Source organism: Gordonia effusa NBRC 100432, assembly GCF_000241305.1.
Lineage (GTDB): Bacteria > Actinomycetota > Actinomycetes > Mycobacteriales > Mycobacteriaceae > Gordonia > Gordonia effusa.
The window spans coordinates 58,271-64,684 of the sequence record NZ_BAEH01000094.1 but is presented as its reverse complement, the minus strand read 5'-3'; the positions used below and the strand labels follow the sequence as shown (position 1 = coordinate 64,684).

The window sequence follows — 6,414 nt, the reverse complement described above, 5'->3', positions numbered from 1 at the left end:
ATCAGACCTCGCAGCGATGGCGCCGGCCGGATGGCTAATCGCCGATCTTGATTCTGGAAAGGTGCTCGCCGCCAAGGATGCTCACGGACGCTATCGTCCGGCATCAACAATCAAGGTGTTGCTCGCGCTGGTCGCCCTTGATGAACTCGACCTCGACAAGACGGTTTCGGTGACTGCGGAGGATTACAGTATCGAAGGCGACTCGTGCGGCACCGGCCCCGGCGGGCGTTACACTAACCGAGAACTGCTCACCGGCTTGGTAATGGTGTCGGGCAATGACTGCGCGAGTGCGCTGGCGCGCGAACTCGGTGGTACCGAAGCTACCTTGACGAAGATGAATACCAAGGCAAAGTCGTTGCAGGCGTACGATACTCGGGCCGCATCCCCGTCGGGTCTGGACGCACCCGGCATGTCGACATCACCGTATGATCTGGCCCTGATCTTCCGCGCCGCGATGCGTAACGAGACGTTCCGCGAACTGATCGCTCTGCCGACATTCCGATTCCCCGGTTACCCGCGCAACCCTGCCATCCACGGCGACAAAGACCATCCGTCCTACCTGATGCAGACGTCGTGTTCGCTATTGCTCAACGGTTATCCGGGCATGCTGGGCGGGAAGACCGGATTCACCGACGATGCTCGCAAGACCTTCGTCGGCGCGGCCCAGCGCGATGGCCGCAAGGTGGTCATCGTGCAGATGTACGGCCTCAACAGCAAGACGTCCAACGACTATTGGGATCAGGCGAAGCAGATGTTTGACTACGGTTTCACCGCACCCGATAGCGACGCCGTCGGAACCCTGGTCGAGCCGGCGAATTCATCGTCGGATAAACCCACTGTCGCGGCAGATCCCGAGAAGGCGTCACATCACACGGCGTCGGGAACCGAGGACCAAACCAACTGGTCCAAGCGGGTGCTCATCGGCCTGGTCGCGGCGCTGGTGGCGCTGTTGCTCGCGGCAGCTGGGATGAGTATTAACCGACGGTAGGGCTCAGCAGGTCCGGGCAGCGCGAGTTATGGCTGCGACTTGCGACGACGCCCGCCGGCAAGATAACCGACCACTGCCCCAACGCCGACGCCGGCCAACACCGTTTTCGGGTCGGGAATCGGGTGTACGTCGTAGACCGGCGAAAGGTGCACGGGCGGCAGCTGCTCTTCGTCGGGAACCTGAAACTCCTCGTTGACCGTCGCGGTCGCACACCAGGCGCTCGCATAGAGGATGATCCGCGCGGCGAGATAAGCCAGCACCATGAGACCTAGGAGGGGGCCAAACGCGACGCCCGCTGGACTACCGATCACGGACTTGAAGTAGATGCCAGCGACCTGTTTGACCACTTCGAAGATCAGCGCGGTCGCCAGACCGGTGCTCAGTGCCCGACGAAACGGCAAGTCTACCAACGGAATCCGAGACAGGATGAAGCTGAACAACAATGTGCTTGCGACAATCGACACCACGAAGGCGACGATCCTCAACGTACCTGGCACCCAGCCCTGATCCGACAATCCCAGCCACGACAGCACCTCGCGTAGAACCGAGCCACCGCCGAGCACGGAAATTCCGATAGTCGCCAGAAATGTCAGACCGAGCAGCACGAAACTCCCCAGATCGAAGACCTTCGACAACACCGCGTTTCGTTCGACTTTCCCACCCCACATCTGGGTAAGCGCACCGCGCAGCGCGGTCATCCACCCGATGCCCGTGTACGCGGCGGCCACCAGGCCGACGATGCCGAGAGTAGTTCGGGAGGCGATAGCCGAATCCATGATCTTGTTGAGTTGCGTGCCGAGTTCGCCGGGAACGGCGTCGATGATCGCATCCTTCATCGTCTGAATCAGGTCGGGCCGCGACGCCAGCACAAAACCGGCTGCTGCGAAGGCGACCATCATTATCGGCACGAGCGCCAACACCGTGCGATAGGTCAGACTGGCGGCGAATACGTTGCCCTCTTTGTCGTTATAGCGCTCGACGGTCCGCATCGCGTGGTCGACCACGCCAAACCGAGCACGCATTCGCGCAACCAGCGCTTTCAACATCTCCACGATGTGCATTACCCACTGCTTGACTCGGTCAAACATCGCTAACTTCCCGGTGCGAGAAATCCGACCTTGTCATAAACGGCCGCAAGGGTTTTGGATGCTACTTCACGAGCGCGGGCCGCGCCGTCGGCGAGGATCTTGTCGATGTACTCGGGTTCGGCGAGCACCGCTTCGAACTTTTCCCGTAGCGGCGTAACGAACTCGGTGAGAACGTCGGCGGTGTCGACCTTGAGATCGCCGTAACCTTTACCGTCATAGCCCACGACCAGATCATCGACCGGCGTTCCAGTCAACGCCGACTGGATGGTGAGCAAATTCGAAACACCCGGCTTTTTTTCGCGGTCGAACGTGATTACCCGGTCATTGTCGGTGACCGCGGACCGGATCTTTTTGGCCGACTTCTTAGGATCGTCGAGCAGACTGACAAGTCCGGCGTCGGACTCTGCCGATTTGCTCATCTTGGCGGTGGGATTCTGGAGGTCGTAGATCTTGGCGACGTCGGAGACGATATACGCCTCCGGCACCCGAAGCGTCTTGCCGAAACGAGAGTTGAAGCGCTGCGCCAGATTTCGCGTCAATTCCAAATGCTGACGCTGGTCTTCTCCGACCGGCACCGAGTTGACTTGGAACGCCAGGATGTCGGCGGCCATCAGAATTGGATAGGTAAATAGACCGACACCCGCGGCGTCGGTGCCGCCTTTCGCGGATTTATCCTTGAACTGCGTCATACGACTGGCTTCGCCGAATCCGGTGATACACGACAGGACCCAGGTCAATTGCGCGATCTCGGGTACATGCGATTGGACGTAGATCGTCGCGCGAGACGGGTCGATACCTACCGCGAGTAGCTGTGCGACACTACGCCGAGTGCGGTCCCGGAGCACCTTGGGATCATGCGGCATGGTGATCGCGTGCATATCCGGGATGAAGTAATAGGCTTCGTCGAATTCGTCTTGAAGCGAGACCCACTGACGTACCGCACCGAGGTAGTTGCCGAGGTGGAACGAGTCGCTGGTCGGCTGAATACCGGAGAGAACTCTGGTCATGCGCTCCAGTCTTTCAGACGAGGTATCAGCCGAAGACGGCGGTCACCGGGGCATGGTCGGACCAACGCAGGTCGTAGGCGTCGGGTCGATGTACGTATGCCTTGACCGCTCGCTCAGCCAGTCCGGCGGTCGCCGCGTGGAAGTCGATACGCCAGCCCGAATCATTGTCGAAAGCTTTGCCACGCCACGACCACCACGAATACGGTCCCGGCTCATTCCCGACCAGATCCCGCATGACGTCGTTCCAGCCGTCGGCGAACAGACCGGCGAGCCAGTCACGTTCATGCGGAAGGAAGCCGGGGCTCTTCTTGTTCGTTTTCCATGCCTTGATGTCGTTCTCGGTTGCCGCGATATTCCAGTCGCCGCCCACCACAACGTCGTTTCCTGACGCCGCGTGCCGGGCAAGAAACTCACCGAACTCGGCGAGGAAACGCTTCTTCTCGTCGAATTTTGCGGTGTCCTTCTCGGTCGCGGTTTTCGTCACAGCGGGATCGACCGCTCCCTTGGGCAGATACAGACTGCCAGCGGTCAGCGGCTCGCCTCCCACCTGGTAGTCCGCTTCGATATAGCGACCGAGGTCGTCGAACTCAGTACTGCCGAAGCCGACGCGCACGGCGGTCGGCTCGGTGCGGCTCAGTAGCGCGACGCCCGCGTGTCCCTTCACCGACGACGGCGCCGTCACTAAATGCCAGCCATCGTCGAGCGCCGGAGCCAGGGAGTCGCGCGCCTCCTCATCGCTCGCTCGAACCTCTTGCAGCGCAATAACATCGGAATCGGAAGCGGCCAGCCACGGCAGTAACCCGTGATTGCGCTCGTTCCGATGTTTGACCGCCGCGCGAATTCCGTTGACGTTGATCGTGGTGATGGTTGGCACGCGACCACGCTACCCAAGGCATATGACATCGCTCCGACTGCCGTCCTGGGGAAAATCGTCCGAATAGTCGGTCAGCAAGGGCAATATGCCCTCGCCGAGGGATTATTCAGACGATTTTCGACGACGTCGGGACGCTCGCTGGCCGTCGACCGGTGAGCAGCGCGACACCGAGCACCACCAGACCGGCCAACGCCAGCAACACGCCGACCTCCGACGGTGCGCGGTAACTCATCCCGGCCGCGATCACGACGCCGCCGAGCCACGCGCCAAGTGCGTTGGCGACGTTGAGCGCGGAATGGTTGAGCGCGGCGGCCAGTGTCTGCGCGTCTTGAGCGACGTCCATCAACCGCGTCTGCAGTGCGGGCACCAGCGATGACCCGGATGCGCCGACGAAGAAGGTCAGGACGAAGGCCAGCCACGCGACATCGACTACCGCGACGAAGACCGCGAGTGTCACCGCAACCGCCGTCAGACCCGCGAACATGCTCCATCCCACGCTGCGGTCGGCTGCGATTCCGCCCACGATATTGCCGGCGACCATGCCGAGACCGAACAGCGCGAGGGCGAGCGGAATAAGACCCTCGGCCACGCCGGAAAGCGATGTCAGAGTCGTGTGGAGATAGGTGTAGAACGCGAACATGCCGCCGAACCCAACCGTGCCGATGAGCAGCGTCAACCACACCTGACCGCGGCGCAGCGCGCCGAGTTCGGTCATCGGGTTGGTGACCTTCATGTCATCTAATGCCGGCAGACTGCGTCGCAGCGCCAGCACGGTCGCAACTCCGATGCCCACGACCAGGATCAACGCGACCCGCCAACCGAATTGTCCGCCAAGCCACGCCGCGATCGGCACACCCGCGACGTTGGCGACCGATAGTCCTAACATCACCTGGCCGACGGCTTTGGCTCGATTGCCCGGCTTGGCCAGATGCGCCGCGACTAGCGCTGCGACGCCGAAGTACGCGCCGTGCGGCAGTCCGGCGACGAATCGCGCGATCATCAAGGTCGCGTAGTTGGGGGCGATCACCGACGCTGCGTTGCCGACGACGAACGCGACCATCAAACCGACGAGCAGGGTGCGCCTGGACATGCGTGCGGTCAGAGCGGCGATCAGCGGCGCGCCGACAACCACACCGAGCGCGTATGCGGAGATCACGTGTCCAGCCGTTGGCTCGGAGATCCGCAGCGACTCGGCGATGTCGGGCAGCAGGCCCATCGCGACGAATTCGGTTGTGCCGATACCGAATCCACCCAAAGCCATCGCGATCATCGCGGCGCGGCGGGCCCGATCGGTGATCGGGACGCCTACGGCATCGACAGGTTTGGTCGAGGAGTCAATGGAAACCGGCACCTTTGCGTAACTCCGTTGTGGTCAGCGGTCATCCCTGATCGGTGGGTGAAATCGTTCACAGTCGGGCAGTACGGGGAAGCCATCGCACGAGTTCGGGAAGCACCACGCACTCGTCGTATCCACTGAAACTGTCCCCGTCACGCGAGCAACCGCTATCGCCGCCTGCCCCCGTGACGGGGACATTTCCAGCGACGCCGACTCGCGTCCAACCCAACGGCGAGGTTAGGCATGCCTTGTTATTCGCGGCTCTGTATGTAATCCTTACCTAATCTGGACCAGGAGTTGCTACATGTTCGTTTGTATTTGCCGCGGCGTCACCGAAGACGAAGTCAACGGTTACCTCGATGAGGGTGCGATCACCGTCGATGCGATCGGCGACCGGTGCGGAGCAGGCGAAGGATGCGGCACATGCCTGGACAGACTCGATGAAATGGTCTGCGAACGCGCAGCCACCTGTGGCCTCAGGAGGGCAGTAACGGCAGCCTGACCTCACTAAATACACACCGCACGTCGATTTGATTCACCCGACGCGCGGTCTTTTCGCGTGTTACGTTCAGTTCGGTACGTCCCGTGAACGCGGGACGTCAGCCCGAGAACTTTAGTACTGAACGGAGAGATCATGCGCGGGGACGATGAGGTCATTGCCCTTCTGAACGAGCAGCTCACCAGTGAGCTGACGGCTATCAACCAGTACTTTCTACACGCCAAGATGCAGGCCAATTGGGGTCTGACCGAGATCGCCGCGAAGACCCGCGCCGAATCCATCGAAGAGATGACCCACGCGGAAATCCTGACCGACCGCATCCTCTTCCTCGAAGGTTTGCCCAACTACCAGAAGTTGCTGCCCCTTAGAATCGGCCAGACCTTACGTGAGCAGTTCGAGGCTGACCTCAAGATCGAAGTCGAGGTCGTCGAACGGCTGCGGCCCGGGGTGAAACTCTGCCGCGAGAAGGGCGACATCACCTCAGCCAAGCTCTTCGAAAAAATTCTCGAAGACGAGGAACATCACATCGACTACCTCGAAACGCAGCTCGAGTTGCTCGATCGCCTCGGCGAACAGCTGTACCTGTCCAAGACCGTCGCCACTCCCCCGTCCAACGGGTGAG

At 61.2% G+C, this 6,414-nt stretch carries 7 protein-coding genes; 3 read left to right on the top strand and 4 right to left on the bottom strand.

What is annotated here, in order from left to right; genetic code table 11:
• Positions 1–988, top strand: a 988-nt coding sequence (locus tag GOEFS_RS16610; protein ID WP_007319100.1) for a D-alanyl-D-alanine carboxypeptidase family protein, incomplete at its 5' end; no start/stop codon positions are given.
• A gap of 26 nt (positions 989–1,014) precedes the next feature.
• On the opposite strand, the gene GOEFS_RS16605 is transcribed toward GOEFS_RS16610, so the two are convergent.
• From GOEFS_RS16605 to GOEFS_RS16590, 4 genes are all read right to left on the bottom strand, one after another.
• Positions 1,015–2,076: a YhjD/YihY/BrkB family envelope integrity protein gene (locus GOEFS_RS16605; protein ID WP_007319099.1), complete on the bottom strand. Its 1,062-nt coding sequence runs from the start codon at positions 2,074–2,076 to the stop codon at positions 1,015–1,017.
• Positions 2,077–2,078: 2 nt separating this feature from the next.
• Positions 2,079–3,083, bottom strand: a complete 1,005-nt coding sequence (gene trpS, locus GOEFS_RS16600) for a tryptophan--tRNA ligase (RefSeq protein WP_007319098.1) — start codon at positions 3,081–3,083, stop codon at positions 2,079–2,081.
• A 25-nt stretch (positions 3,084–3,108) separates the two neighbouring features.
• Positions 3,109–3,957 (bottom strand): exodeoxyribonuclease III, encoded by an 849-nt coding sequence (locus tag GOEFS_RS16595; RefSeq protein WP_007319097.1) that lies wholly within the window; start codon positions 3,955–3,957, stop codon positions 3,109–3,111.
• Positions 3,958–4,063: 106 nt separating this feature from the next.
• The gene (locus GOEFS_RS16590) at positions 4,064–5,308 is read right to left on the bottom strand and encodes an MFS transporter (protein WP_007319096.1); all 1,245 of its coding nucleotides are present in this window, start codon (positions 5,306–5,308) and stop codon (positions 4,064–4,066) included.
• Positions 5,309–5,597: 289 nt separating this feature from the next.
• Here GOEFS_RS16590 and GOEFS_RS22945 point away from each other — a divergent pair, with 289 nt between their 5' ends.
• A complete protein-coding gene (locus GOEFS_RS22945; protein ID WP_007319095.1) occupies positions 5,598–5,795 on the top strand; it encodes a (2Fe-2S)-binding protein in 198 nt (65 codons plus the stop codon).
• Between the two features lie 132 nt (positions 5,796–5,927).
• Entirely contained in the window at positions 5,928–6,413 is a 486-nt protein-coding gene (gene bfr, locus GOEFS_RS16585) for a bacterioferritin (RefSeq protein ID WP_007319094.1), read from the top strand.
• The last annotated feature ends 1 nt before the right edge of the window (position 6,414 follow it).

Coding starts and splice junctions, on each gene's coding strand:
- trpS (WP_007319098.1), bottom strand. CDS start 3,083: ATGACCAGAGTTCTCTCCGGTATTCAGCCGACCAGCGACTCGTTCCAC.
- GOEFS_RS16605 (WP_007319099.1), bottom strand. CDS start 2,076: ATGTTTGACCGAGTCAAGCAGTGGGTAATGCACATCGTGGAGATGTTG.
- bfr (WP_007319094.1), top strand. CDS start 5,928: ATGCGCGGGGACGATGAGGTCATTGCCCTTCTGAACGAGCAGCTCACC.
- GOEFS_RS22945 (WP_007319095.1), top strand. CDS start 5,598: ATGTTCGTTTGTATTTGCCGCGGCGTCACCGAAGACGAAGTCAACGGT.